This window comes from Myxococcus sp. AS-1-15 (assembly GCF_020037055.1).
GTDB classification, from domain to species: Bacteria; Myxococcota; Myxococcia; order Myxococcales; family Myxococcaceae; genus Myxococcus; species Myxococcus fulvus.
This window is the reverse complement of record NZ_JAIQDF010000016.1, coordinates 111,529-135,417: the sequence shown is the minus strand read 5'-3', so window position 1 is coordinate 135,417 and position 23,889 is coordinate 111,529. Positions and strand designations below refer to the sequence as shown.

Annotated in this window: 18 protein-coding genes; 11 read left to right on the top strand and 7 right to left on the bottom strand. The window is 70.8% G+C overall.

Going from position 1 to position 23,889, the window contains the following annotated elements; translation table 11 throughout:
- Positions 1–2 precede the first annotated feature (2 nt).
- Both K8625_RS34355 and K8625_RS44305 read left to right on the top strand, forming a co-directional pair.
- Entirely contained in the window at positions 3–2,699 is a 2,697-nt protein-coding gene (locus K8625_RS34355; RefSeq protein WP_223752201.1) for an ATP-binding cassette domain-containing protein, read from the top strand.
- A complete protein-coding gene (locus tag K8625_RS44305; RefSeq protein WP_267696982.1) occupies positions 2,696–4,885 on the top strand; it encodes an ABC transporter ATP-binding protein in 2,190 nt (729 codons plus the stop codon). The genes K8625_RS34355 and K8625_RS44305 overlap by 4 nt, the downstream gene beginning before the upstream one ends.
- Positions 4,886–5,983: 1,098 nt before the next feature.
- On the opposite strand, the gene K8625_RS34345 is transcribed toward K8625_RS44305, so the two are convergent.
- Positions 5,984–7,783 (bottom strand): hypothetical protein, encoded by a 1,800-nt coding sequence (locus K8625_RS34345; RefSeq protein ID WP_223751551.1) that lies wholly within the window; start codon positions 7,781–7,783, stop codon positions 5,984–5,986.
- A 263-nt stretch (positions 7,784–8,046) separates the two neighbouring features.
- The gene (locus K8625_RS34340) at positions 8,047–9,567 is read right to left on the bottom strand and encodes a cytochrome c peroxidase (protein ID WP_223751550.1); all 1,521 of its coding nucleotides are present in this window, start codon (positions 9,565–9,567) and stop codon (positions 8,047–8,049) included.
- 739 nt (positions 9,568–10,306) lie between these two features.
- Here K8625_RS34340 and K8625_RS34335 point away from each other — a divergent pair.
- Together K8625_RS34335 and K8625_RS34330 are read left to right on the top strand one after the other, a co-directional pair.
- On the top strand, positions 10,307–11,128 hold the full coding sequence (locus K8625_RS34335; RefSeq protein ID WP_223751549.1) for a hypothetical protein: 822 nt from the start codon (positions 10,307–10,309) through the stop codon (positions 11,126–11,128).
- Positions 11,129–11,230: 102 nt separating this feature from the next.
- Positions 11,231–12,625, top strand: coding sequence for a di-heme oxidoredictase family protein (locus tag K8625_RS34330; protein ID WP_223785061.1), 1,395 nt, complete (start codon positions 11,231–11,233; stop codon positions 12,623–12,625).
- A 134-nt stretch (positions 12,626–12,759) separates the two neighbouring features.
- Here the strand turns inward: K8625_RS34330 and K8625_RS34325 are convergent, their stop codons facing one another.
- Together K8625_RS34325 and K8625_RS34320 are read right to left on the bottom strand one after the other, a co-directional pair.
- On the bottom strand, positions 12,760–13,275 hold the full coding sequence (locus K8625_RS34325) for a hypothetical protein (protein ID WP_223751547.1): 516 nt from the start codon (positions 13,273–13,275) through the stop codon (positions 12,760–12,762).
- 4 nt (positions 13,276–13,279) lie between these two features.
- Positions 13,280–13,867, bottom strand: coding sequence for a hypothetical protein (locus K8625_RS34320; protein WP_223751546.1), 588 nt, complete (start codon positions 13,865–13,867; stop codon positions 13,280–13,282).
- 220 nt (positions 13,868–14,087) lie between these two features.
- Here K8625_RS34320 and K8625_RS34315 point away from each other — a divergent pair, with 220 nt between their 5' ends.
- Positions 14,088–14,846, top strand: coding sequence for an RNase H family protein (locus K8625_RS34315; protein ID WP_223751545.1), 759 nt, complete (start codon positions 14,088–14,090; stop codon positions 14,844–14,846).
- Here K8625_RS34315 and K8625_RS34310 read toward each other — a convergent pair.
- A complete protein-coding gene (locus K8625_RS34310) occupies positions 14,831–15,808 on the bottom strand; it encodes a bifunctional 2-polyprenyl-6-hydroxyphenol methylase/3-demethylubiquinol 3-O-methyltransferase UbiG (protein WP_223785060.1) in 978 nt (325 codons plus the stop codon). The genes K8625_RS34315 and K8625_RS34310 overlap by 16 nt on opposite strands.
- Positions 15,809–15,960: 152 nt before the next feature.
- Here K8625_RS34310 and K8625_RS34305 point away from each other — a divergent pair, with 152 nt between their 5' ends.
- Positions 15,961–16,824, top strand: coding sequence for a hypothetical protein (locus K8625_RS34305; RefSeq protein ID WP_223751543.1), 864 nt, complete (start codon positions 15,961–15,963; stop codon positions 16,822–16,824).
- A gap of 37 nt (positions 16,825–16,861) precedes the next feature.
- Here the strand turns inward: K8625_RS34305 and K8625_RS34300 are convergent, their stop codons facing one another.
- Positions 16,862–17,758: a DMT family transporter gene (locus K8625_RS34300; RefSeq protein ID WP_223785059.1), complete on the bottom strand. Its 897-nt coding sequence runs from the start codon at positions 17,756–17,758 to the stop codon at positions 16,862–16,864.
- Positions 17,759–17,882: 124 nt separating this feature from the next.
- Here K8625_RS34300 and K8625_RS34295 point away from each other — a divergent pair, with 124 nt between their 5' ends.
- The 5 genes from K8625_RS34295 (at position 17,883) to K8625_RS34275 (ending at position 22,397) form a co-directional block, all read left to right on the top strand.
- Positions 17,883–18,806: a LysR substrate-binding domain-containing protein gene (locus K8625_RS34295; protein WP_223751541.1), complete on the top strand. Its 924-nt coding sequence runs from the start codon at positions 17,883–17,885 to the stop codon at positions 18,804–18,806.
- Between the two features lie 15 nt (positions 18,807–18,821).
- On the top strand, positions 18,822–20,354 hold the full coding sequence (locus K8625_RS34290) for an aldehyde dehydrogenase family protein (protein WP_223785058.1): 1,533 nt from the start codon (positions 18,822–18,824) through the stop codon (positions 20,352–20,354).
- A gap of 64 nt (positions 20,355–20,418) precedes the next feature.
- Positions 20,419–21,033 carry a PH domain-containing protein gene (locus tag K8625_RS34285; RefSeq protein ID WP_223751539.1) on the top strand — a complete coding sequence of 205 codons (615 nt, stop codon included), beginning with the start codon at positions 20,419–20,421 and terminating at the stop codon, positions 21,031–21,033.
- Positions 21,034–21,243: 210 nt separating this feature from the next.
- Positions 21,244–21,522 (top strand): hypothetical protein, encoded by a 279-nt coding sequence (locus K8625_RS34280; RefSeq protein WP_223785057.1) that lies wholly within the window; start codon positions 21,244–21,246, stop codon positions 21,520–21,522.
- Positions 21,519–22,397: a hypothetical protein gene (locus tag K8625_RS34275; RefSeq protein WP_223751538.1), complete on the top strand. Its 879-nt coding sequence runs from the start codon at positions 21,519–21,521 to the stop codon at positions 22,395–22,397. Before K8625_RS34280 ends, K8625_RS34275 begins: the two co-directional genes overlap by 4 nt.
- 49 nt (positions 22,398–22,446) lie before the next feature.
- Here K8625_RS34275 and K8625_RS34270 read toward each other — a convergent pair whose 3' ends face one another.
- Entirely contained in the window at positions 22,447–23,883 is a 1,437-nt protein-coding gene (locus K8625_RS34270; RefSeq protein ID WP_223785056.1) for a glycoside hydrolase family 43 protein, read from the bottom strand.
- Positions 23,884–23,889: the final 6 nt, after the last annotated feature.

Here is a 23,889-nt window from a genome sequence, read left to right as displayed (position 1 = left end):
CCATGGCGGGCACACGAAGGCTGCTCATCCCCGAAGTCATCCAGACCTCCGCCATGGACTGCGGTCCGGCGGCCCTCAAGGCGCTCTTCGACGGCTTCGGCGTGTCCGTCAGCTACGGCCGGCTGCGCGAGGCCTGCCAGACGGACATCGACGGGACGTCCGTGGACGTGCTGGAGGAGCTGGCCGGCAAGCTGGGCCTGGAGGCCACCCAGGTCGTCCTGCCTCGCGACCAGGTGCTGATGCCGGAGACGAAGACGCTGCCGGCCATCATGGTGGTGCGTCTGGCGGACAGCAACCTGCACTTCATCGTCGTCTGGCGCCGCATCGGTGACCGGGTGCAGATCATGGACCCCGCGCTGGGACGGCGCTGGGTGTCGGTGGCGGAGCTGATGGACCGGCTCTACGTCCACGCCCTGCCCGTCCCGGCCGAGGCCTTCCGCGACTGGGCCGGCACGGACGAGTTCCTCGCCGGGATGCGCCTGAGGCTGCAGGCGCTCGTGGACAAGGCGCTCGCGGCGAGGCTGCTCGACGAGGCCCTGGCCGACGCGAGCTGGAAGGGCGTGGCGTGCCTGGACGCGACGACACGCATGGTCCAGACGCTGGTGGACGGCGGCGGCGTGGAGCACGGCGAGGGGTCCGCGCGCTTCCTGGAGCAGCTGTTGAAGGAAGTGCACGTGGCCCTGGAGGAGGGCCGCGCCGAGCAGGTCATCCCCGCCACCTACTGGACGGCGGTGGGCGCTCCGGATGGCGAGGAGGTGACGTTGCGCGGCGTGGTCTGCATCCTCGCCCGGGGCCTGCGCCAGACGCGGGAGGAGGACGAGGAGCCCCTGTCCGCGGACCTCAAGGCGGCGCTCCTGGAGCCCCCCACCCGTCCGCTGCGCGAGCTCATCGGGCTGATGCGCCGCGACGGCCTGTTGGCCCCCTCCATCCTCGCGGCCATCGCCCTGACGGCCGCGGTGGGAGGCTTCCTGGAGGCGCTGCTGCTGCGCGGCATCATCGACGCGGGCCGCTACCTCACCACCCAGGAGCAGCGGCTGGCGGGCATCGTGACGCTGCTGGTGCTGATGGGCGTGCTGTTCACGCTGGAGCTGCCCCTGGCCATGGGGACGCTGAAGCTGGGCCGCCGCCTGGAGGTCCGGCTGCGGCTGGCGTTCCTCGACAAGATTCCCCGGCTGGGGGACCGCTACTTCAAGAGCCGGCTCGTCTCCGACATGGCGCAGCGCTGCCACGGCATCCACCAGGTGCGCAGCGTGCCCACGCTCGGCGTCGGCGTGCTGCGCGCCACCTCGGAGATGCTGGTGACGCTGGGAGGGCTGGTGTGGCTTGCCCCCGGCAGCGCGCCGCTCATCGTGCTGGGCGGGGCCATGGCGCTGGCGGTGCCGCTGCTCGCCCAGCGCTCGCTGCTGGAGGCGGACCGGCGCATGCGCGACTTCGACGGCGTGCTGTCGCGCTTCTACCTGGACGCCATGCGGGGCGCCGTGGCGCTGCGCGCGCACCGCGCGGAGCTGACCCTGCGGCGCGCGCACGAGGAGCCCCTGCACGAGTACGTTGGCGCCGCGCGCACGCTGCTGGGCCGGGGCATCCTCACCGACACCCTGTCCATGCTGGCGGCCACCGGAGGCTCGGTGGCCATCGTGCTGCACGCCGTGTCCCAGGGCATCCAGCCCGGGGCGGTGCTGCTGCTGGTGTACTGGGCCCTGGCGCTGGCCACGGTGGGCAAGCAGCTGGCGGACGCGCTGCGGCAGTACCCCGCCGCGTCGTCGCTCACCGGCCGGCTGATGGAGCCGCTCTTGGCCCCCGACGAGGTGGGCGCGGGCCTGGAGGCGGTGGAGGAGCCGTCCCCCGCGGCGCTCGCGAGCCAGCCCCGCGGCGTGGGCTTCACGCTCGAGCAGGTGGAGGTCAAGGCGGCGGGCTTCACGGTGCTGCAGGGCATCGACATGACGGTGCGGCCCGGCGAGCACGTGGCCATCGTCGGCCCGTCGGGCGCGGGCAAGTCGTCGCTCGTGGGCATCCTGCTGGGCTGGCACCGCCCGTCCTCCGGACAGGTGACGGTGGACGGCGAGCCGCTCAAGGGCCAGACGCTGGCGCGCCTGCGCCGGCAGACGGCGTGGGTGGAGCCCGAGGTGACGCTGTGGAACAAGTCGCTGGTGGACAACCTGGCCTACGGGGTGGAGACGGGCGAGGTGCTGCCGCGCGTGGGGCAGGCGCTCAGGTCCGCGGACCTCATCGAGTTCCTGGACAAGCTGCCCCAGGGGCTCCAGACGCGCCTGGGCGAGGGCGGCAGCCTGCTGTCCGGCGGCCAGGGGCAGCGCGTGCGCCTGGGCCGGGCGCTCCTGAGGCCCGGGGTGCGGCTGGCCATCTTCGACGAGCCCTTCCGCGGCCTGGAGCGGGACCGGCGCGCGGCGCTGCTGGAGCGCTCCCGGCAGGAGCTGGAGGGGGCGACGATGCTGTGCATCATGCATGACATCGCGGAGACGCTGACGTTCGACCGGGTGCTGGTCATCAAGGGCGGCCAGCTGGTCGAGGACGCCAACCCGCGCGAGCTCGCGAAGCGGGAGGACTCCGTGTACCGCTCGCTGCTGGACGAGGAGGAGCAGATGCGGCGGGCCCTGGGCGGCCAGGGCGGCTGGAGGCGGATGATGCTGGACCAGGGACAGCTCGCCGAGCAGCCCCCGGAGTCGAAGCGGGGTGCGGCATGACGCGCGCCTCGGAGGCGAGGGGGGCCCGGCCCGCGGAGCCCCTGGCGGGGCTGGTGTGGCCCATGGCGCGCGGCGCGGAGGCGCTGGAGGCGCTGGCGCGCTCGGCGGGCCTGCCGCTGCCCCGGACGCGGGCGAAGGTCGTCGGGCAGGCGCCCACGGACCCGAACCGGCTGGGCGAGTGGCTGGACGCCGCCGCCCAGTCGCAGGGGCTGGAGCTGGACCTGGCGTACACGCGCCATGGCGAGGTGGAGAAGGCGCTCCTGCGCGCCTCCCCTGCCCTCCTGGACGTCGTCACCAGCGAGGGCGTCCAGGTGGCGGCGCTGCTGCGCGTGTCCGCCTCCGGCCGCACCGCGCGCGTCATCGCGCCGGACGAGACGGAGCGCGACGTGCCCCTGGCCTGGCTCACGTCCGGGGTGCAGGCCCTGGTCGAGGGCACCCAGGCCTCCACGGTGGACCGGGTGCTGTCGCGCGCGGCGATGCCGGAGCCTCAGCGGCTGCTCGCCCGGCGCGCGCTGCTGGGCGCGCAGCTGGCCAACACGCACCTGGTGGCGTCGCGCACGCTGCGGCTGCCGCCGGGCGCCCGGCTGGTCCACCACCTCAAGGCCCTGTCCACCGCGCCGCGGCTGGCGCTGGTGCTGGTGCTGGCGGTGCTCATCCAGGTGTGCGTGCTCAGCGCGTGGTGGCTGATTGGCCGGGGCGCGTTCGAGGGGCAGTTGGACCACGGCTGGCTGTGGGCGTGGGCGCTGATGGGGCTGACGGCGGTGCCGCTGCAGGCGGCGCTGGCGTGGACGCAGGGCTCGCTGGCGTTGGATTTGTCCGCGCTGCTCAGGCGCAGGCTTCTCGCCGGCGCGCTGGCCATGCCGGTGGACGAGGCGAAGCGCGGCGGCATCGGCGAGTACGTGGGGAGGACCTTCGAGAGCGCGGGCATGGAGCAGATGGCGCTCGCCGGCAGCTTCACCAGCCTGCTCGCGGTGGTGGACCTGACCCTGGCCGGCAGCGTGACGCTGTCGGGCCCCGCGGGCACGCTGGGGCTCGCGGCGCTGGGCGGCTACTGCGTCCTGCTGGGCGTGCTCGTGGCGCGCCAGTCGCTGCTGTTCCGGGGCTGGACGGAGGCGCGCGTGGTGATGACCCACGCGCTCATCGAGCGGATGCTCGGCCACCGCACGCGGCTGGCGCAGGAGCAGCCCTCGCGCTGGCACGAGGAGGAGGACCAGGAGCTGGCGCGCTACTCGGACGCCTCCGAGCGCTGGGACGCGGGCACCGCGCGGGTGACGACGCTCGCGCGCCGGGGCCTGTTGCCGGTGGCCATCATCGCCATCCTCCCCGGCGTGCTGGCCGGGGCGGACACGGCGAGCATCGCGGTGGGCGTGGGCGCGGCCCTGCTGGGTGCCCGCGCGGTGATGTCGCTGGCGGTGGGCGCGCTGGCGCTCATCGGCTCACGAGTGCTGTTCTCCGCGGTGCGCCCCATGCTCGACGCGGCCCGGCTCTCCGGCGCCGTGGGCGGGGGCAAGGACGGCGAGGACGCCGCGCCCCAGGTGACGCCGCTCGCGGCCACCGAGGCGCCGTCCAAGAGCCAGGCGCTGCTCGAGGTGCGCGACGTGTACTTCAAGCACCCCGCCTCGCCGCGCGCGGTGCTCGAGGGCGCGTCCGTGGTCATCCATCCCGGAGAGCGCGTGCTGCTGGAGGGCGCGTCCGGCTCCGGCAAGTCCACGCTCGCCTCCATCCTCACGGGCCTCAGGCGCCAGGGCTCCGGCGTGGTGCTGCTGCGCGGCCTGGACATGTCCACCTGGACGCAGGACGGCTGGGGCGCGCAGATCGCCGGCGCGCCGCAGTTCCACGAGAACCACATCATCTCCGGCACGCTGGCGATGAACCTGCTGCTGGGCCGCGCCTGGCCCCACACCCAGGACGACGTGAAGCTGGCGCGCGAGCTGTGCGAGGAGCTGGGCCTGGGCGAGCTGCTCCAGCGCATGCCCGCCGGAATCCTGCAGATGGTGGGCGAGCGCGGCTGGCAGCTGTCCCACGGCGAGCAGAGCCGCATCTTCGTCGCGCGCGCCCTGCTCCAGCGCGTCCAGGTCGTGGTGCTCGACGAGGCCTTCGGCGCGCTGGACCCGGTGACGATGCGCAAGGTGATGGCGTGCGTCGAGGCGCGCGCGCCCACGCTCATCGTCATCGCGCACCCCTGAAGGGATTGGGAGCGCCGCCCGCGGGGCCCGGCCACGGCCCTCGGGCGGTGTAACCCCTCCGGCGCGCGCCCCACGTCACCGACGAGGCGCTGGAAACACGACGGCCGCCAGCAGGCACGAAGCCCACTGACGGCCGAAGGACTGACTCCGGGTCTGAATCAGACCTCGTCGTACCAGATGCTGATGCCACCCGGGCCGCAACCACGGGGACCGCCACGAACCTTGGTCTTGATCTTCATGGTGTTTGCTCCTGAGGTGCGAGGGTGGAATTACAGCTCGTAGTAGATGCTGATGCCGCCGGGACCACAGCCACGGGGACCGCCACGAACCTTGGTCTTGATCTTCATGGTGTTTGCTCCTGAGGTGCGAGGCTGGAATTACAGCTCGTAGTAGATGCTGATGCCGCCGGGACCACAGCCACGGGGACCGCCACGAACCTTGGTCTTGATCTTCATGGTGCTTGCTCCTGGTGTGTGATGCGTGAACGACGACTCCGGGCGACGACTACTCCAGCACTTCGTAGCTGATGCCACCGGGGCCACAGCCGCGAGGGCCACCACGAACCTTGGTCTTGATCTTCATCTGGATTGCTCCTGGTGAAAGAGAGAACGGGTTCAGCGGTTCAGCGACAACACAGCTCAGACAGCGATGACGCCGCCACAGCCACGGGGACCGCCACGGACCTTGGTCTTGATCTGCATGTGCTTGCTCCTGGTGAGAGGTTGAGGACCTCAGCTACTGCACAGCTCAGACAGCCTTGACGAGAACGCCGCCACCACAGCTACGGGGACCGCCACGAACCTTGGTCTTGATCTGCATGTGCATGCTCCTGGTGAGAGGTGAGAACCTCAGCGACAGAACGACTCAGACAGCGATGACGACCCCACCACCACAGCTACGGGGACCGCCACGAACCTTCGTCTTGATCTGCATGGGGCTTCCTCCAGGACTCCGAGGCATCAGCACCAATCGCGACAGTTCAGCTAACTGACGTTTTTGGCTACTCCGATATAAGTCGGTGAAACATGTGAGTCAAGCTTCCCGGGCCTGAAACATTCCATCATGGCTCCAGGCCCGGGAGTGAAACACCGCGTCATCTCACGCGGCCACGGCGCGGGGGTTGCCCTGGGTGATGGTGACGGACGCGACGTCGTCCTGGATGGTCAGCCCGAGCTCCTCACGGAACACCTCCATCAGGTAGGGCAGCACGCCGATGGTGGCGAACCGCAGCCGGTGGTGGATGGAGAGGTCCAGGTTGGTGAAGTGGCGCTGGGGGTGCTCGCGCTTGAGCAGCTTGTTGACCTCACGCTGCACGTTGTCCAGCGTGCCCACCGCGGAGCGCTCGATGGTGATGTAGTCGGCGAGCACGTCCGCCAGCCGGTCCGTCAGCTCGGGGTTGGCGCCCTCGGGCGCCGGGGCCCGCTCGCGGAACAGCGCGCGCAGCTGCTGGACCGTCTCCTCGTGCACGGCGTCCTTGGCCGGCGAGAACACGTCGGAGATGTGCTGCAGCTTGTCCTCGGAGAAGCCGCGCAGGCCGCGCTGGGCGCGGTCGTACATCTCCACGTAGCGCGCCTTGGCCCAGGCGCGCTGGACCTCGGTGTGCTGACGGGTGGGCTGGATGATCTTCCAGTCCTTCTCCAGCCGCTCGCGCAGCCGGCCCCAGCCGGTCGTCTTCGGGGCCTCGGCCTGGAGGATGATGTCGCGCAGCCGCTCGTAGGTGTGACACATGTGCGCCCAGAGCGTGAACTGGAGCGAGTACAGCTGCAGGCCGCGCAGGCCATAGTCGAACGCGGCGGGAATCTCCTCCAGCCACGTCGGCGGGGGCAGCGGCTCGCCCGCCAGGGGCTTTCCGTCCAGCATGGTCGCGAAGAACTCCTCGACCATGTGCGGCGGGCCGGCGCACACGCCGCGCGTGGACAGGAAGTGGTTGTCGCGCTCCGTCAGGTGCAGCAGCGACGCCGGGTTGATGGGCGTCTCGTACGGCATGGGCTGCTCGGGCAGGAACATCAGGTAGATGCTCACCATGCGCACGCCGTCGGTGACGCGGAACACCGACGACAGCAGCGGGTCCAGCGTCCCGTTGGGGACGGGGTTCTCCCCCCGGAGCAGCATCATCGACGGCAGCGCGAGCACCGCGCAGCTGAACGCGTGCAGGTCGCCGATGCGCCACTGGCCGTCCGGCAGCAGCGGGTAGCGCTTGAGGAACTCGTCGCGCAGGATGAGCATCGCCTGCAGCGAGGGCTTCCAGACCTTGGTCATGGACTTGAGCGCCGTGACGTTCATCAGCGCGTCGTCGCGGAAGCGGCTGCCCGGGTACGGGCACATGCGCCACTCGGTCTCCATGCGCATGCGCATCGAGTCCGGGAAGACGTTGTTCTCGCCGATGTGCCGCCCTTCCGCGTCCAGCGCCGCGTGCGCCGCGCGGTGCACCGGCAGCATCGCCTCCAGGAAGCCGAACTCCATGGGCCGGCCCACCAGCTGCTTGAGCACGCCCTCCGTGTCGGGGTTCCACCACAGGGGGGACTCGGGCGCGGGGCGCTTGGCCTCCGCCGCCATGACCATCTTGTGGTAGTCGGTCTCCGCCGCGAGCTTCGGCGCCTCGCGCGACAGGATGTTCTCCGACAGCAGGTGCTCGAGCAGCTCCTTCACCCGCTCCCACGGCAGCGGCTCACCGGTGGACCAGCCCGTGGCCACGCCCGCCATGAAGCTGTCCTGCTTGAGCAGGTTCTCGCCGAAGGCGTGCAGCTCGGGCTCCTCGATGCTGATCTCCTTGAGCCCGTAGTAGATGCGCAGCTCGGTGGTGCCCTCTTCCGTCTGCACGTACTCACTCATGAACCGGCGCCGCATGGGCAGGTACAGCGTCTCATGCGGGTCGATGGGCACGGCTTGCTGACTCATGCGACTGCTCCTGGGGAGAAACCCGTTGTTCAGACCTGACGCAAAGGTCAGGAACTCTTCCACGAGGCCCCCGGAGCATCAAGCGAGCCCCGGGAGTCGAGACAGCGCCCATTTTGACACGAGCCCTGACATCCGCGTTCCAGCCGGGTAGCCAGGGCCTCCCGCGCAAACCTTGCGTCCGGGAGTGCCAGAAAGGGCGAGGCCACCCAGGGGACTCAAGTCTCCCGTGGGTGGCCTGGCGTGTTACGGGAGGTGGCCTCGCGTCAGTTGCAGACGCCGAGCCCGGCGCGGCCCGTGACGGGCAGCGTCTCGCGGTTGGGGAACGTCAGCTCCGGGTGGTCGAACGGGGCGCGGTAGGTCTTGACGCGGCAGTCCGTGAGGGCGTTGCGCAGGAAGTCCACCAGCGCGGAGCGCTCGCTCGCGGTGAAGGTGCGCGGGACGATGTCCAGCGACTTCTCCGGGTTGGCGAAGTCACCGCCGCGCTCGTAGAAGTCCACCACGTCCTCGAGCGTGGGGTAGCCGCCGTTGTGGAAGTACGGCGGGTTGAGGCCCACGTTGCGCAGGGTGGGCGTCTTGAACGCGCCCATGTCGAACGGGGAGAGGCTGACGGAGTTGGGCACGCCGCCGAAGACGCCCAGGTCGCCGCGCGCCAGGTCGTCCTCGGTGGGACGCACGCCGATGTTGTGGAAGCCCGTGTCGCCGCCGTCGCGGTTGAGCGGGCCGGCGATCTCGTACCAGGACACCGTGGCGTCGGTCAGCATGGCGCCGGTGTGGCAGTTGATGCACTCGCCCTTGCCCACGAACACGGACAGGCCCTTGAGCTGCTTGGGCGTGAGCGCGGAGAGGTTGCCGCCCAGGAAGCGGTCGAACGGCGTCTGGTCCGGGATGAGCGTGGCCTGGTAGGCCTGGAGCGCCTCGCCCCAGAAGAGCGAGAAGGCGTTCTCGCCGACGTTCGCCAGCGCGTCGCCGAACGCGTCGCGAATCATCCGGTCGTACGTGCACGGCACGCCGTTGCAGAGCAGGCCCGGGCCGTCCGGGTTCGCCATGGCGCCCAGCACGCTGTCGTTGACGGACACGCGCTGGTGGCGCAGCGGCTGACGCGGAATCAGCTTCGTGCCCAGGCTGTCGGGGCCGAGAATCTGACGGCCCGAGCAGCCCTGCTCGCTGAAGTTCGTCACGGGGCCGGTGGCCTGCGACGCCAGCGACGCGCCCTCGATGCGCACCAGGAAGCCCTGGCCGTTGTTGCCCGAGTCACCCCAGATGTTCACGCCGTTGAAGAGGACGTTCGCCTCGCCGCCCCAGAACTGGTTGCGGTAGAAGCCGGAGCCCACCACGGTCGGCGTGTGGCGCGGGCCCACCAGCCGGAACTCGTTGAACGGCTCGGCCGGCACCACCACGCACTGGTCCGCCGGGTTGTCCAGGTTGTCCATGTCCAGGCCGAGGAACGCGGCGCGGAACGGGCCCTGCGAGCCCACGCGGTCATCGCTGGTGATCTTCGCCAGCGTGAAGTCCTGGCCGGGCCCCGCGATGCTGTCGAACGTGTTGTCGAAGCCCGGGTGGATGGTGTTGTTCTTGCGGTCATCCGCGCCCGCGGCGAAGTGACAGCTGGCGCACGCCGTCTCGCCGTCACCGCTCGACTGGATGTCCCAGAAGAAGGCCTTGCCCAGCCGGATGGCCGCGGCCTTGTTGATGATGCGGCTGCCCACCGGCTGCGGCACCGGCTCATGAGACAGCGGACGCAGCGAGAACACGGCCATGCTGTCCAGCAGGGCCTTCGCATCCACCGCCACTTCCTCATTCTCGGCGGGGGAGGGCTTGGGAGGCTCGACCTGTCCGGCCGGCTCACACGCCGACAAGGAAACCGCCAGAGCAGACGAGAAAAGGCCGCGGTTCAACCAACCACTCACTCCGCGGGACCACGACGAACGAGCCATAGAGAATGCCCCCTTCTCAGAGCGTCAGGACTTGTATGAGGTTGGCGGAATCACCAGTGTCTCCAGTCTGACGGACAGTTTTATACCGGTTCCGCATTATTCCTGTCCAGGCGGCCTCGACCCAGGGTGCACTTCCAGCCTCAGCGTAATATCCGGGTAGTAATCGCTCGCGGATTGGAACGACCTCACTGGGTGGGCGCGCTAAACCCGATGACGCGCCCTGTCCAGGGTACCCGGCTCCACGGCCCTGACAGCCCCTCTAGGAATGCGAGCCATTCGCATGACCAGACATGGAGCGAATGCCCATCACCCTGGGTGAATGCCTCATCCGGTGAGAATCGTGGGTGTGTAGCAAGCCGCGATACATGGCGCCCGTCGCCTGTGACGGTGGGCGCTACAGAGGGGCGGGCCGCGGAGGTGCAAAGGCTTGCTGATACAGAGGAGGTGAAACACGGCCGGGGGCGTTGGCGTGCGGGGTGCAATGGACAGGAGCGCCGCCGGAGGGTGGCATCCGGGCAGGGCCGGCACCGGATGCGGAAGGCCACTGGCGGAGCAGCGCATTCCCCCTATTGAAGAGGTAGGTCATTCCATGCAGCTGAAGATGATGAGCCGTCTGATGGCGGCCGCGCTCCTGAGTGTTTTGTCGGGCTGCCAGGGCGAGGAGCCCACGTCCACCGAGGGAGAGGTCGCCGCCCAGGAGGCCGGTGCGAAGACGCAGTGCATGACGCGTTTCGACGGCATCACGAGCTGCGCGCTGGGCAACGCGCAGCTGTCCGCGACGGACAAGGGCCTGAACGTGACGGGCCTGCGCAGCGCCCGCACGGACGGCGTGTCGAGCAGCTTCGGCCGCGCGGCCCGCTGGTCGCAGACGACGTCGGTGGCGCTGGGATCCACGGGCCAGCTGCAGCTGGAGGCGCGCTCGGGTGACCAGGTGGTCAGCACGCTGCGCGTGACGCCGGGCCGCGACGTGGACTCGGCCTTCGTGACGCCGACGTTCACCGGTTCGCCGGGCGGATCCGGCTTCCGCATGAACATCTACCGCGAGGGCGTGCTGCAGGGCACGTCCACCCACAGCCCGAACGCGATGATCGTCTTCACCAACTGGCGGGACTTCTTCCGCTGGCTGGTGGCGGTCGCCGACTTCTACGAGCTGGACATCATCTGGACCAAAACGGGTGAGGCCACGGCCGAGAGCAACGTGGGCGCCTGCGGCTGGCAGATGACCACGCCGGGCAACACGTTCTCCGTGACGCTGGCGGACGGCAAGGTGGTCACCGGTGACTCCTTCGAGTTCGTCGAGGAGATCGGCGACGGCCACTATCCGTACAACGGCTTCACGGGCATGGACGTGAAGGCGACGGGCAAGGGGCTGAGCATCCTGAGCGAGACCTTCGTCCCGGCCGCGAAGTAGTTCCGGGTCCCATGCCGCGCACGGCATGGGGCTGGCGCCGGGCGGCGCGTGGCAGCACCTTCGCCGCCCGGCGTCTTCATCGATGTTCCTGGAGAGCTCGCGATGAGACGGCGGCTGTACCTGCTGGGCATCCCCCTTGGAGCGATGATGCTCACGGCCGTGTGGGCCCGGGCAGGCCGGCCTCCGCCGCCCCCTCCCCTCGTGCTCGGCGAGCTGCCGCTCGTGTCGGTGCCCGGCGAGGAGCTGTCCGGTGGCGGCGCGACGGTGAAGGACACGGGGCGCAACGCCTTCGGTCGCTCGCCGCCGAACCTGGACCGCGCGCGCTGGCCCCAGTTCCACATCGGCAAGCGGGTGTTCGACCGCGACTGGAGCGACCCCGCGCACGGACCGGGGTTGGGGCCGCTGTTCAGCGCCAGCTCGTGCATGACGTGCCACGTGAAGGACGGGCGCGGGCGTCCACCCGAGTCCCCTTCCGAGCCCGTCGTGTCCATCGCGTTCCAGCTGGGCTCGCCTGACGGTCCGGGACCGCATCCCGTGTATGGAGAGCAGCTCGACCTGCACCGGTTGGGCGGGCTCCGGGGCGAGGGCACCGTGGTGGTGCGCCACGAGGAGTTCTCCGGCCGATTCTCCTCCGGTGAGCCCTACGTGCTCGCGCGGCCCGTCTACCAGTTCGAGCACCTGGCCCAGGGGCCGCTGGGTGAAGGCACGCCCTTCTCGCCTCGCGTGGCGCCGGCGAACTTCGGGCTGGGGCTGCTGGAGGCCCTCCCCGAGGAGACGCTGCTCGTCCGGGAGGATGCCGAGGACCGCGACCAGGATGGCATCTCCGGACGCGCCAACCGGGTCGAGGATGTGCGGACGCGCGGCACGCGCATGGGGCGGTTCGGGTGGAAGGCGAATCAGCCCACCCTGCTCCAGCAGGTGGCGCATGCGCTGGTGGCGGACATGGGGCTGACGAACGAGCTCTATCCGCGCGCGCAGGAGGCGGAGGCCAGAGCGGCGCCGGAGGCCGTCGACGTGCGGGCCTACGACCTGGAGCAGCTGATGTTCTACACGCGCCTGCTCGCGGTGCCGAAGCGACGGGACTGGGATGCGCCCGCGGTGCTGCGTGGCAAGGCGGTGTTCCGCGCCATCGGGTGTGCCGCGTGTCATGTCGACGAGCCGATGGAGACGGGGGACGTGCCTGGCTTCCCGGAGCTGTCGCGGCAGGTCATCTACCCGTACTCGGACCTGCTGCTGCACGACATGGGCGAGGCGCTGGCGGATGGACGACCGGACGGACTGGCCACCGGCCAGGAGTGGCGCACGCCGCCCCTGTGGGGCATCGGCCTGACGGCGACGGTGAACGGCCACACGCGCTTCCTGCATGACGGACGCGCGAGGAACCTCGAGGAGGCCGTGCTGTGGCACGGCGGCGAGGCGGCCCCCGCGCAGACCCGCTACACGCGGCTGCCCCGTGAGGACCGTGAGGCGCTGCTCGCGTTCCTCGGCTCGCTCTGAGCGGGAGCGGCATGGCGCGTGGGCTTACGGCCCACGTCACATGAGCCGGCCATGCACCCGTCCGCGATGGAGCGCGACTCAACGCGAAGGCGACGTCTCCCAAGTCGCCGCGTGGGACGTCCGCGGCCCGCGAGTCAGGCGGGCTGCCGCGCCGGCTCGTGACTCGCGCAGCGCTTGCGCCCCAGCGCGTACGAGACGCCCAGCGCTGGCAACGCGAGCAGGTCCGTCACGTCCATCGTGTGCGCCACCGGCGCCACGGCGGGGACCGCGCGACTGGAGAGCACCGCCCACGCCGCTCGCACGGGCCACTGCAACCCACCGAGCCCCCAGCGCCAGGCCTCGGCCGCGGGCTCCCAGACCTTGATGGCGGTGAACACGCACGCCGTCAGCACCACGCACGCCGTCAGCACCGCGAGCGACGGCCGGAAGCCGCCCCGCGCGCTTCGTCCCCGCGCCTGCTCCCAGAGTCCCTGCAGGAGCAGCGGGAACATCGCCAGCCCCGCCACGTCCGACAGCTTGCCCGTCCACCAGGACGGCCAGCGCGCCTTGAACACATGGTCGTTCAGCACGAGCACCAACACCGCGCAGAACACCAGCGGATGCAGCAGCGTGTCACCCGGCACGCACGCGGTGGCACGCGAGGTCCTCACGCGGTCAGCGAGGCCCCACGGTGAACTCGAGCCCCTGCGGCTCCTCGTCCACCGTCTCGTCGAAGCTCACCTCACCCACCATCTTCCAGTCCACCTCCACCACGCCGTGGACCGGCGAGCCCTCCGCGAACGCCACGTCGAGCGTCGCCGCCCACTCGCACGGCTGCTGGAGCCGGCAGACATCCCCGTCCGATTCCGCGTCGAACGTCACCGCCGCCCCCTCCGACACCCCCAGTTCCTGCGTCCTCGGCTTGAGCGGATGGGGCCCGAAGCGCAGCGTCGCCGTGAGACTCGGCGCCGTCCGTGAGCCCCCCTCGTCGTGCGTCCAACGGGCGGAGAGCGGCGCGCGCATCGTGGCCCATACCGTCTGCGTGGAGCCGTTCGGCACCGCCAGCCGCACCGGCAACACCACGCTGGCCGAGGGCGCGTCCGCCGTCAGCCTCAGCACGCCCGGCGCCGACTCCTCGACGCGGGGGCTCGGCGCGCTGCGCGACGTGGCCACCGAGGCGGCCGCCGCCACCAGCAGCGCGAGCCTGGCGGCCCACGCCCTGCCGCGCGAGGAGACGGGCCTGGAATCGCTCTGGGAGGACATGGAGTGCTCGGTCGACATGGTGGTGTGGATGGCTTTCCCTCGGGCACCGGCGCTCCCGCCCGAGCCCTCGCGGCTTGAGCAAGCCACGTACCACGCTCACGCCTCCAGGTGAGGAGGACTCGGGCTCCCGGTGGAATCATGACTTTCATGTCAGCCCGAGGACGCCTGTGTCGCGAGTCGTCCTGGCCGCCCCGCCCCGAGGCCGCCTAGGGTGCGCCGCATGAAGAGCCACGCCACGGTCGTCTTCGCCGACGGAGCCTGCTCCGGCAACCCGGGCCCCGGGGGCTGGGGCGTCATCATCGCCACGCCCGACGGACAGGTGACGGAGCTGGGCGGCCACGAGCGGGAGACCACCAACAACCGGATGGAGCTCACGGCCGTGGGCATGGCGCTGCGCCACCTGGAGGCCACGGCGGGCCCGCTGCGCATCCACACCGACTCCACCTATGTGATTCAGGGAATCACGAAGTGGGCGTTCGGCTGGAGCAAGCGCGGCTGGAAGACGGCCGAGGGAAAGGAGGTGGCCAACGCCCCTTACTGGAGGCGGCTGATGGCGCTGCTCGCCCAGCGCAAGCAGACCCACTCCGGCGAGGCCGCCGCCGTCGAGTGGCACTACGTGCGCGGCCACGTGGGCGTGCCCGGCAACGAGCGGGTCGATGAAATCGCCGTGGGCTACTCGCGCGGCAAGGGCGTGCGGCTCTACTCGGGCGCGCTGTCCACGTACGACGTGGACGTCTACGACGTCCCCGAGGACACCTCGCTCCCCGAGGAGAAGCCCCGACAGCCCGCGGCCAAGGCGCACTCGTACCTGAGCCAGGTGGGCCGCAGCGTGAAGCGCCACGCCACGTGGGCCGCGTGCGAGCGCCGCGTCAAGGGCGTCTCCGACGCGCGCTTCAAGAAGACCAAGAGCCCCGAGGACGAGGCCCAGGTGCTCGCGGACTGGGGCGTCAAGCCCGGGGACGTTCAGTCGGAGGACTGAGCCCCGCCGCGCACCGCCGTGAGCAGCAGGTCGAACTTCCCGCCGAGGAACGTGCGGAAGCCGTGCTGGTGCAGGTAGCGGCGGTAGAACGACAGGTCCTTCACGAGCAGGGACAGGTCCGACTCGCGCAGGTTGCGCACGCGGGCACCGTAGACGACCTCGCCGTCGCGGAAGCGCGAGTTGGGAAAGCCGAGCACGAGCGTCGCCTCGGACTCCAGATGCTCCTGGACCAGCGTCCGCAACAACGCGTGGTCATCCACCCCGGGGCTCTGCAACGTGCCCACGGACACCACCAGGTGGAAGCGCCCCAGCGCGGCGGGCAGCGCGTTGAGGTCCGCCACGTGGAAGGCGTGACGCGCGTCCGGGAAGCGGGCGCGCGCCTGGGCAATCGCGGAGGCGCTGTGGTCCACGCCCACGAAGGAGACGTCGGGCACCTCGTCCAGCCAGGAGAACGCGTCCAGTTCGTCCCCGCGATTGACGCCCAGGTCCAACACCCTCGCGCCCGCGGGCAACCTCACGCGCCCCAGCGCCTCCAACCACGGCAACAGGAAGCCCGCGTCCTCCAGCTTGCGCACGCGCGCGAAGGCGGAGTCCGCCCCATATCGCTCCTCCGCGGGCACCGCCGCCTCCGTCCTCGCGCTCCCCGCGTGCCACGAGGCCTCCGCGCCCAGGGACTCGAAGGTCAGCGACACGTGCGTCGCCTCCACGCCGCGCGGCGTGCGCAGCCGGCAGCCCAGCCCCTCCGCCAGATCACACCAGTGGCGCAGCGGACGGTGCACCAGGCCCCCCTCCGGCCCCACCCGCTCGCCCGGATAGCGCCCGGCCCCGAGGTCCGGGTCCGGCACCTCGATGCGCACCCGGCCCGCCTCCGTGAGCCCCGCCTTCAGGTGGCGGAGGATGACGATGAGCGGCTCGTCGTGGAAGCGGCGCGCGGGGAGCAGGGCATCGGGGTGGCGGGACATCGCGCCGGCAGCGTACCTCGACGCGGCACCTCAGGACGCGGTGCGTTGGCACCCGTCCCTTTGACCGGGGCTCAACATCCCTCGCTCGCCCTCCGGCCTCTCGACGAGGCTCGCGTTGACGGGTCCGCGCTGGTCGCTTTCTCATATTAAGCATGAAAATCACGACCATCTCGATTGCATCCCTCGGATTGCTCGTCACCGCGTGTGGAGGGGGCCTCGAGCCCGACGACGGCGCGCTCCAGACGCGCGAGCAGGCGGCCTTCTCCGGCGTCAACGGCGAGTACTGTCTGGTGAGCGCGTACAACTGCAAGCTGCAGGTGAGCGGGGGCAACCGCGTCCCCACCAACGACCCGGCGGACGACAACTGGGGGCTGGTGACGGGCGTGCCCATCCGCGACGGCAACGGCACCGTGGTGGGCACCAACACGCGCTCGAGCGCCGCCTTCAACCACGGCCAGACGCGCACGTTCGCCGGGGAGCTGCACGCCTTCGCCGTCTCCACGTCCAATTCGAGCGCGGGGTGGCTGCCCATCTCCAGCATCCTGGGGCGCACGTCCTTCGAGCAGAAGGTGGGCCATGTCTCCGCCCTGGGCGCGGGGCTGGCGAAGCTGGGCTGCTACGCCGTGCGCAACACGCATGACCCGGTGCTCGAGTTCAAGAAGGTCGTCTACGACAGCGACGCCACCCACGAGCGCGCCGGAGACTACCTGCCGCTGGTGCGCGCCAACGGGCAGCGCTCCGTCAACCTGGTCTTCAACGTGCCCGGCATGGCGCTGGGCGGCCCCGCGGTGGACCACTTCCCCGCGGGCACCAAGTTCCAGCGCCTGGACGTGCCCACCGAGCACGGCGTGCCCTCCATCGACATCCCCCTCTGGGTCCAGGACAGCGCGGGCCGCTACCGCCAGCAGTCGGGGGAGATGAAGTTCCTCTACGGCTACGTCATCGCGGCCACCGGCACCAAGCGCAACGGCTGGATGGCCTACGACGCGCTCCAGGTCAGCTCCGGCTGTCCTTGAGAGCCGTTGGCGCCCCGGCGGCGGTCCGCGCGCACGCTCACGCGGACTGCCGCTGGCTCAGCGCGACGCTGCCCAGGATGAGCGCGCCGGCGACCGCCATGGACAGCGTCACCGGCTCGCCGAGCAGGAGCCACGCCCAGGCCACGCCGAACAGGGGCAACAGGTAGGTGACGGTGACGGCGCGGGAAGCGCCGATGCGCTGGATGAGCCGGTAGTACATGGCGTAGCCCAGCCCCGTGCAGAGCATCCCCAGCGCCGCGGCCGACAGCCAGGACACGCCGCGGATGGGCTGCACGGGCCAGGTCGCGACGGCGAACGGCAGCGTCAGGAGCGCCGCGCAGCCCAGCGTGGCCGCCGCGACGGCGCCCGCCGGCACACCCTGCAGGTGCCTGCGCACCAGGTTCGCCGAGATGCCGTAGAAGAAGGCGGCCGTCAGCGCCGCGGCCACCCCCAGCCCGGGGCTGGCGCCCTCGATCTTCCCGCTGGCGAGCACCACCACGCCCGCGAAGCCCACCACCAGCGCCACCCCACGACGCGAGCCGATGCGCTCGCCGTAGAAGAGGAAGGCCACCAGCGCGGTGAAGAGCACGGTCATGCTGTTGCTGATGGCGCTGATGCCCGCGGGCACGCGCTGCGCCGCCCAGGCGAAGAGCGCGAAGGGCACCGCCGCGTTGAGCGTCCCCACCAGCGCGAGCTTGGGCCAGTGCGCCGGGGTGATGGAGGCGCGCGCGCGCAGCAGCAGGGGCAGCAGCACCAGCGAGCCGAGCACCAGCCGCACCACCACGAGCGGCAGGGGCCCGAAGTCCGGCGCCGCGATGCGCATGAACATGAAGGACGAGCCCCACAGGGCCCCCAGGAGCCCCAGCTCCAGGAAGGTCAGCCAGGCACCGGACAACGTCGGGACGACGGGACGGACAAGCGAGGGAGTGGTCATGGGCGGTTCACCAGGTGGAGCGAGGCACGAATCTGACTCCGGTCGCTCCCTTATCTGCGCCTCTGGCACGGGAGTCACAACCGCATGGTTTTGCGGTCAGCCACGCGTATGATTTGAGGCTCCCATGACTCTTCCCACGGCGTGGCTGCCGGCCCTGGCGGCCTTCGAGGCGGCCGCGCGGCACCAGAACTTCGCCCGCGCGGGCCAGGAGCTGCACCTGACGGCCAGCGCCGTCAGCCACCACGTGCGCAAGCTGGAGGGGATGCTCGGCGTCACCCTCTTCCAGCGCCACGCGCGCGGCGTGGAGCTCACCGTCGAGGGGCGCCAGCTGGCGGACGCGGCGAGCGGCGCGCTGACGGACATCCATGACGTGGTGCGCGAGCTCTCGGATGCCCGGAGCGAGCGCCACCTGGTGCGCGTGACCACCATGCACTCCCTGGCGCACACGTGGGTGGTGCCCCGGCTGGCGGACTTCAACGCCCAGCATCCCCGCCTGCGCGTGCGCATCGACTCGGAGACGGCGCTGTCGCGCTTCGAGGAGGGCGGCCCGGACCTGGGCATCCGCTACGGCCTGGGCCACTGGCCCGGGATGACCGCCCACGCGCTGATGCCCGACGCCATGTTCCCGGTGGCCTCCCCTCGCCTGCCCGGCGTCGACGCGGTGCGCACGCCGGCGGACATCCCCCGGCTGCCGCTGGTCGAGGACCTGGCGCGACAGTCGTGGCCGGACTGGCTGCGCGCCGCGGACGTCCATGGTGCCACGCTGGACGTGCGCCACAGCTTCAGCGACACCACCAACGCGATGCAGGCCGCCGTGTGGGGCCTGGGCGCGGCGCTCGCCCGGGAGCGCGTCTGCGAGACCTTCCTCGCCGACGGCAGCCTCCTGCGACTGCCCGGCCCCGCGCTGCCCACCCGCTACTCCTACTTCGTCGTGTACCCCTCCCACCGCCGACTGCGCACTGCGGCACGCGCCTTCATGGACTGGCTGCTGACCCAGCCCGGACGCCCCGCCCCGACGCGGGTCGCCACGAAGCCCCCGACGTTGTAAGCAGCCCCAAACGCCATGCTCCATCCCATTCTCGACGCGCTCGGCCTCGGCGAGCACAACCCCGGCAGCTACCTCGGCGACGGCGAGTGGGCGGACTCCCGCTCCGAGCCCTTGCTGGAGGTCCTCAATCCCTCCAACGGACAGCAGCTCGCCACCGTGTCGTCGGCGACGGCGGACGAGTACGAGCGGATGATGCACGCCGCGGCCCAGGCCTTCGTCGCGTGGAGGGCCCTGCCGGCGCCGCGTCGGGGCGAGGCCATCCGCCTGTGCGGCGAGGCGCTGCGCCGCCACAAGGACGCGCTCGGCTCGCTCGTGTCGCTGGAGATGGGCAAGGTGAAGGCCGAGGGCGACGGCGAGGTGCAGGAGATGATCGACATCGCCGACTTCGCCGTCGGCCAGTCGCGCATGCTCTACGGCCTGACGATGCACTCCGAGCGCCCCGGCCACCGGATGTACGAGCAGTGGCATCCGCTGGGCCTCGTCGGCATCATCAGCGCCTTCAACTTCCCGGTGGCCGTCTGGTCCTGGAACGCGTTCATCGCCGCGGTGTGCGGCGACGTGTCCATCTGGAAGCCCTCCCCCAAGACGCCGCTGACGTCCATCGCCGCCACGCGCATCTGCAACGCGGCGCTGAAGGCCGGCGGCTTCCCGGAGGTGTTCTTCCTGCTCAACGCCGCGGGCACCGCGCGCGCCGAGCGGCTGGTGGACGATTCGCGCGTCGCGCTGGTGAGCTTCACCGGCTCGTCCGCCGTCGGGCGTCAGGTGGGCGTGCGCGTCGCGCAGCGACTGGGCCGCAGCCTGCTGGAGCTGGGTGGCAACAACGCCATCATCGTGGACGCCACCGCGGACCTGAAGCTGGCCATCCCCGCCATCGTCTTCGGCGCGGTGGGCACCGCGGGCCAGCGCTGCACCACCACCCGCCGGCTCATCGTCCACGAGTCCATCGTCGACGACGTGCTGAACAAGCTCGCCAGCGCCTACGCCCAGGTGGAGAAGCGCATCGGAGACCCGCTGGAGGCCGGCACGCTGATGGGCCCGCTCATCGACCGGGCCGCGGTGCAGCGCTTCGAGGCCACGCTCGAGAAGGCGCGCGCCGCGGGGGCCCGCGTGGTGAGCGGCGGCAAGGCGCTGGAGCGCCCCGGCCACTACGTGCAGCCCACGCTGGTCACCGACGTGGAGCCCACCGACGCGTGGGTCCAGGAGGAGACCTTCGCGCCCATCCTCTACGTCATGCCCTACCGCACGCTCGAGGACGCCATCGTCATCCAGAACGGCGTGCCCCAGGGCCTGTCGTCATCGGTGTTCACCAAGGACCTGCAGGTCGCCGAGCGCTTCCTGTCCGCCTCCGGCTCCGACTGCGGCATCGCCAACGTCAACATCGGCACGTCCGGCGCGGAGATTGGCGGCGCCTTCGGGGGTGAAAAGGACACCGGCGGCGGCCGCGAGTCCGGCTCCGACGCGTGGAAGGCCTATATGCGGCGGCAGACCAACACGCTGAACTACTCGGACGCGCTGCCGCTGGCGCAAGGGATTCGCTTCGACCTGTGAGGGGCTCTCCCCTATGCTCCCGCCGGGCCTTGGGGGCCCGGCGGTACACACAGGGAGACACAGCATGTTCGGGAAGCTCGCCGCGGACGCACTCGGCCTCAGTGACGTCGGCTCGGTCATCGCTCCGGCCGACTACGACAAGGTCGACGCGGATGACTATGTGAATCACGAGGACCAGGAGAAGATCTACTTCCTCATCAAGTCCAAGTCCGACGAGTACTGTTTCACGAACCGGGCGCTCATCCACCTGGACGGCACCAGCGCCGCCAGCAAGAAGCGCATGCTGCGTCGCTTCACGTACGCCGCCAATCCCATCTCCAACGTCATGCTGGAGACGGCCGGCACCATCGACATGGACGTGGAGATCAAGTTCCGCCTGGGCAACCGCGACTACTCCATCGACGTGCACAAGAAGCAGCTGGAGCAGGTGAAGGACCTCTACAAGGCCCTGTTCCGCATCTCGGAGATGCAGCACGAGAACGAGCTGTCGCTCGCCCACGCCAAGACGAGCCTGGACGTCGCCTCCACCACGCTCGGCCGCGGCTCGTCCGGCGGCGCGCCCGTCGTCGAGTCCTTCAAGGAGCTCAACCAGGCCGCCTTCGCCTGGCTCACCGGCGCCCAGCAGAAGTACTGGGTGAAGGACTTCGGCGCCGTGTTCGAGCGCTACATCAAGGCCTGATACCCGTTGGATGAAGCCCGCCGCCGGCGCACCTGCTCGCCCGGCGGCCGGGCATGCTGCACGCCGCGTCAGCGGCCCCTACACCTGTCGTGGCGACAAAGACAGGGCCTCCCGGAATTCCTTGCGGAACGAGCGGCAATCGACGCGGGGGACGGACGGGCCTCTCGTATGTCTTGAGAAATCGCTCTAGCGTGTACCTCCCCAACAGGAGTGTTCGCGATTCTGAACCCGTCCTCCCAGACCGCCCCCGCCGGCTGGCACGACATCCTCGTGCGTCACCTCGAACCCCTGCTCGGAGGCTTCACCGCCAAGATGGCCATCCATACGGCCGCGTTGCGCGCCCTCAAGCGTCCGCCCGAGCAGGTCACCCCCCAGGACCTCCCGCAACTGCTCGAAGGCCTCAAGCCGATGCTCAACACCTTCATTGGCGCGCTGCACGCCAAGGTCATCCTCGCGGAAATCGCCACGTCGCTGGAGAAGGCGCGATGACGGCGTCCTCGCGTTCCTCGTCCGTGGCGCCCTGGTTCGGCGCCGTCGTGGTGCTCCAGGCCGCGCACCTGTTCGCGGTGGCCAGCTCCGAGCCCGCGAAGCTGGGGCTGGTGCACGACGTGGCCGGCTGGTTGAGCGGGCTGCTCGCCGTGGGCGGCACGCTCGCGGCGGCCAGCGCGTTCGTCTCCGGCGACTACCTGCGCAAGGTCTGGGGCGGGCTCACGGCGGGGGCCGTGCTGTCGCTGGTCAGCGCGGCGATGCGCAGCTACTGGCTGCACACCGTGCCGGACGTCCCCTTCACGGCGTCCCCCCTGCTGCCGTACCGGATGGTCGTCGTCGTGCTGGCCAACATCGCCACCACGTACGCGCTCGTGCTCCTGGCCATGACCTATCAGCAGTCCGGGCTGCAGCCTCCGTCCAGCCCGCGCTCGCGCGCGCTGTGGGCGGTGACGGCGCTGGCGGCGCTGGCCGTCGGCGTGCCGTCGCTGGTCACCGAGGTGCGCAACCTGCTGTCCGGCCAGAGCCCGGCGCCGTCGGTCGTCATCAGCCTGGCCTCCACGCTGGCGGACATGACGACCATCTTCCTGGTCGCCCCCATCCTGCGCGTCGCGTACATGCTGCGCGGCGGCAGGCTCGCCTGGGTGTGGTGGGCCATGGGCCTGTCGGGCGCCACGTGGCTGCTCTACGACGCGCGCGTGTGGCTGGCGGCGCTCCTGCCCGGTGACGAGGCGCTGGGCGCGGAGCTCTTGCGCACGCTGCGCACGTCCGGGCTCGTGTTGCTGGGGCTCGCCGGCTGGTTCCAGCGCTCCGCCCTGGGGCCGCAGAAGTTCGAGGCGCCGGAGCCCTCGCTCCAGGCGTCCACCGGAACGCCCTGACGTCCCCCGGGGGCACGGACAGACCCCGTGCCCCCGAGGACCTCACGCGCTACGGCCGGGGACGCGAGCCGGCCGAGGGCGCCTCCGGCACCGCGGGCCAGCCGTTGGGCCACGTGATGGCGTCCACCAGCATGACCCGCGCGGTGTGGGCGCTGTTCCAGGCGTGGTAGACCATGTACGTGTCTCCGCCCGGCCCGTTGACCACCGAGTTGTGGCCCGGCCCCACCCAGCCTCCGCCCGTCGCGAGAATCGGCGCGCCCGCCTTGGTGTACGGCCCCAGGGGGCTCGTGGCCCGCGCCACTCCGACAGCGTAGGTGCTGTTGTAGTACGCGTTACCACTGTAGAAGAGGTAGTAGTAGCCGCCGCGCGCGACGACCCACGGCGCCTCCACCACGCCGCCCTCCCAGCCCAGGTTGTTGGTGATGAGCGTGCGGCGCGTGCCCACCAGCGACAGGCCGTCCGCGGAGAGCGCCTGCCCGTAGATGGGCGTGGGCTGGCCCACCGCGTTGCCGTCCGCCTTCCACACCAGGTAGCCCGTCCCCGCGGCGTCCGCGAAGAACGTCGCGTCGATCATCCCCATGCCCGAATCCAGGATGAGGGGGCGGCCCAGGTCGGTGAAGGGACCGAGCGCGCTCGTGGCCGTGGCGGCGCCGATGGCCAGCTTCCCGCTGGAGTGCCGCGCCGTGTAGTACGCGACGAAGCGGCCGCCCACGCGGTGGATTTCGGGCGCCCAGAAGTCACCGGTGGCCCAGGACGGTCGCGTACCGGAGGGGAAGATGGAGCCGGCGCTCGTCCACGTCACCAGGTCCGTGGAGACTCGCAGCGGGAAGGCGCTGGCCGCGCCGCCGGAGGTGCACGCCGCCACGTAGCGCGTGCCGTCGTGGATGACGCCCGGGTCCGCGCAGTCCGTGGGGACGACGGGGTTCTGGTAGAGCCCGCCGCAGCCCGTGTAGCGGAAGGACATGCCGCAGGCGTTGGTGCCCGTGAAGTACGGCCCCCACCCGTTCGACAGCACCGCGTACGAGTTGGGCGACGCATTCACACAGGCGCGGTCCCAGAACACGCGCCCGCCGGTGTCATCGTGCTGGGCGGGGTGGTTCGCGGGGTGGATCCACGCCGGGCCGTAGGTGACGCGCGTCGCGCACGCGGAGGCGCCGGGACAGTCCGTGTCCAGCGCGAGCACGCAGGCGTTGTTGCCGGTGAAGTACGGCTTCCAGCCGTTGGAGAGCAGGGCGTAGGAGTTGGAGCCCTCGTTGATGCAGGCGCCGTCCCACGTCACCAGGTCCGAGGCCACGTCGTATTGGTTGGGATGGTTGGCGGGGTGGATCCACCGGTCGCCGTAGGTGATGCGCGTGGAGCAGGCCAGGGCCGCGCGGGATTGCTCCGGGGCCTGGGGGTCCTGGGGCGCTTCGGCGCCACAGCCCGCGCCGAGGGACAGGACCAAGGAGAGACAGCCAACGACGGACCACCACGGGGACCGCTTCATCGGACG

Excerpts from the sequence above, each read along its gene's own strand:
- K8625_RS34355 (WP_223752201.1), top strand. The coding sequence starts at position 3 with ATGGCGGGCACACGAAGGCTGCTCATCCCCGAAGTCATCCAGACCTCC.
- K8625_RS44305 (WP_267696982.1), top strand. The coding sequence starts at position 2,696 with ATGACGCGCGCCTCGGAGGCGAGGGGGGCCCGGCCCGCGGAGCCCCTG.
- K8625_RS34345 (WP_223751551.1), bottom strand. The coding sequence starts at position 7,783 with ATGAGTCAGCAAGCCGTGCCCATCGACCCGCATGAGACGCTGTACCTG.
- K8625_RS34335 (WP_223751549.1), top strand. The coding sequence starts at position 10,307 with ATGCAGCTGAAGATGATGAGCCGTCTGATGGCGGCCGCGCTCCTGAGT.
- K8625_RS34330 (WP_223785061.1), top strand. The coding sequence starts at position 11,231 with ATGAGACGGCGGCTGTACCTGCTGGGCATCCCCCTTGGAGCGATGATG.
- K8625_RS34320 (WP_223751546.1), bottom strand. The coding sequence starts at position 13,867 with ATGTCCTCCCAGAGCGATTCCAGGCCCGTCTCCTCGCGCGGCAGGGCG.
- K8625_RS34315 (WP_223751545.1), top strand. The coding sequence starts at position 14,088 with ATGAAGAGCCACGCCACGGTCGTCTTCGCCGACGGAGCCTGCTCCGGC.
- K8625_RS34310 (WP_223785060.1), bottom strand. The coding sequence starts at position 15,808 with ATGTCCCGCCACCCCGATGCCCTGCTCCCCGCGCGCCGCTTCCACGAC.
- K8625_RS34305 (WP_223751543.1), top strand. The coding sequence starts at position 15,961 with ATGAAAATCACGACCATCTCGATTGCATCCCTCGGATTGCTCGTCACC.
- K8625_RS34300 (WP_223785059.1), bottom strand. The coding sequence starts at position 17,758 with ATGACCACTCCCTCGCTTGTCCGTCCCGTCGTCCCGACGTTGTCCGGT.
- K8625_RS34295 (WP_223751541.1), top strand. The coding sequence starts at position 17,883 with ATGACTCTTCCCACGGCGTGGCTGCCGGCCCTGGCGGCCTTCGAGGCG.
- K8625_RS34290 (WP_223785058.1), top strand. The coding sequence starts at position 18,822 with ATGCTCCATCCCATTCTCGACGCGCTCGGCCTCGGCGAGCACAACCCC.
- K8625_RS34285 (WP_223751539.1), top strand. The coding sequence starts at position 20,419 with ATGTTCGGGAAGCTCGCCGCGGACGCACTCGGCCTCAGTGACGTCGGC.
- K8625_RS34275 (WP_223751538.1), top strand. The coding sequence starts at position 21,519 with ATGACGGCGTCCTCGCGTTCCTCGTCCGTGGCGCCCTGGTTCGGCGCC.
- K8625_RS34270 (WP_223785056.1), bottom strand. The coding sequence starts at position 23,883 with ATGAAGCGGTCCCCGTGGTGGTCCGTCGTTGGCTGTCTCTCCTTGGTC.